At 38.6% G+C, this 365-nt stretch carries 1 pseudogene; it reads right to left on the bottom strand.

Annotated elements, in window-relative coordinates:
* Positions 1-365: pseudogene (locus EHQ59_RS12745) on the bottom strand (IS481 family transposase); the annotation flags it as partial.

Here is a 365-nt window from a genome sequence, read left to right as displayed (position 1 = left end):
TTGTGTTCTTCGAAAAAAGGAAGGACTTCATTATTCAAAGTTTGGACTGCAGTAATCGGCATTTTGGTTGTGTGAAGAGTTCCCCACGCATATCTGGAATGACAATCAATAACTGTCTGCAAATAGACTCTTCCTATTCCTTTCAATGTTCCTACCATAAAAGTATCCATAGCCACTAAATCCCCTGTAAAATCAGCCTGAATGTGCCTATCTCGATATTCAGGATTGAATTTCTCTAGTAGCTTTATTTGGTTTTCATTTAATTCTATAGGATGCTCTTTAAGATGTTGATCGAGTCTTAGAAGTCGTTGGTGTTTTGTAAGAAGCTTAGTTCTTGTCCAGACTCCTCGGACTCCGCCTGAACT

Source organism: Leptospira kemamanensis, assembly GCF_004769665.1.
In the GTDB taxonomy this organism is placed as follows: domain Bacteria; phylum Spirochaetota; class Leptospiria; order Leptospirales; family Leptospiraceae; genus Leptospira_A; species Leptospira_A kemamanensis.
This window is presented reverse-complemented; position numbering and strand designations above follow the sequence as displayed.